This is a genomic window from Kitasatospora sp. A2-31, from assembly GCF_022288725.1.
Classification (GTDB): Bacteria; Actinomycetota; Actinomycetes; order Streptomycetales; family Streptomycetaceae; genus Kitasatospora.
In genome coordinates, this window is record NZ_JAKNTA010000144.1 from 1 (window position 1) to 1,662 (window position 1,662).

Consider the following 1,662-nt stretch of genomic DNA (forward strand, 5'->3'; position numbering starts at 1 on the left):
CCCGGGCGGCCGGCGCGGCGGCGAACAGCTCGTCCACGGCCGCCGCCCGGCGGCGGGCCCCGGCCCGGTCGGCGTCCGCCGGGTGCAACGGGGTGACCGCCGCCGCGCCGCGCTCGCGCCGGGGGGTGCCGGCGGTGGGGGCGGGGTCGGTGCCGCGGTCGGTGTCGGCCCGCGCGGGGGTCGACCCGGCCGGGTGTGCGGCGCCCGCCTCGGCATCGGCGGGGGGGGGCTGGGGACCCGCGTCCGGCCCGGCTCCCCCGGCCGGGCCGCTCCCGGACCGCTCGGCCGGCGGGCGGGCCAGCGCGGCCGCCACCGCCGCCTGCACCTTGGCCGCCAACGCCTCCTCGCCGCCGAAGTACCGGCTCGGCCCCTTCACCGGGATCGCGCACAGCCCCGGGCGCAGCACCTCCACCCGGGGGGTGAACGCCTCCACCGCGGCGACCACCGGCTCGAACCGGCGGGTCTCCGCCTCCGGGTCCCGGTCGCGCAGCTGCAGCGCCGGGCAGAGTCGCTGGGCCAGCTTCAACCGCTGCCCCTGCCGCACCCCGGCCGCCCGGGCCGCGTCCGAGCAGGCCAGGATCCGGCCCCCGGCGACCACCGCCACCGGGGCACCGGCGTCCCCGCCGACCGCCGTCACCGGCCAGTCCGGGCACCAGACCACCAGCACCCGCGGGGTCACGGCCGCGCCGCCGGCTCCGGGTGCCGCTTTGCCCTCGGTCATCTCACACCACCGCCATACGTTCGAGGCCCGTTCCGGCGGCCCCCGACGCCACGTCCTCCTCCGTCTCCCCCACGCCGACCGCGCCGGCCGTCCCGATCCCGGAGAACGTCCCCGTCCCGCCGGCCGCCCCGGCGGGTTCGCCCACCGCCCGCACGGCGCCGTGCTCGTCCGGCAGCCAGAGCCGGGCGGTGTGCCCGCGCACCGCGGACCCGCGCCCCTCGGCGACCACCTCCACCTGCCGCCCGGTGAGCCGGCCGTGCCCGTCCCCCAGCCCGAACCACCGCGCGGACCGCACGCCCAGCCGCAGCCCCGCCCCCGGCCACGGCCCGGCCACCAGCAGCACGCAGCCGCTGCGCCGCAGCACGGCCGCCAGCCGGGCCGCCAGCTTCGGCACCACCGGCCCGTCCGGGCGCAGCATGATCAGCTCGACCGCTCCGGCCAGCACCGACACCACCTCGGCCCAGTGCGGCCCGGGGTCGTCCGCCACCAGCAGCCGCCGCAGGTCCAGCCCGTACCCGGCGGCCGCGGCCAGTCCCAGCTCCGGCAGCCCGACGGCCGCCGCCCACCCGCCGTCCGACTCCCGCACCCCGGCGGCCAGAGCCAGCAGCAGCCCGAGGTCCGCGCCCCCGACGGACACCGCCGTCCCCCGCCGCAGCCCGCCCTCCGGCAGCACCTCCCCCAGCGCCGGCAGCACCGGCAGCAGCCCGCGGCCCCCGCTCCCCTCCCCGCCGCCGAGCGCAGCCGCCGACACCACCGGGCGGAGCGGCTGCCGCTCGGCGGTGGATTCGAAAACGGATTCGAAAACGGGCACACCCCCAGGATCGAACATCCGTTCGCAAAGATTCAAGTCCGACACCTCCACCCCACCCGTCACGCTCCGTGTGCCGCGCCTCGGCGAAGGCGCGTTCTCACTGCATCTCGGCTACCGGCAGGTTCGTCCC

1 protein-coding gene and 1 pseudogene are annotated in these 1,662 nt (G+C 80.0%); both read right to left on the reverse strand.

Features of this window, described 5'->3' with window-relative positions:
• Positions 1-721 (reverse strand): annotated as a pseudogene (locus tag MCM47_RS40305) (hypothetical protein); the annotation flags it as partial.
• 1 nt (position 722) lies between these two features.
• Positions 723-1,532 (reverse strand): hypothetical protein, encoded by an 810-nt coding sequence (locus MCM47_RS40310; RefSeq protein WP_238951788.1) that lies wholly within the window; start codon positions 1,530-1,532, stop codon positions 723-725.
• Between the last annotated feature and the right edge of the window lie 130 nt (positions 1,533-1,662).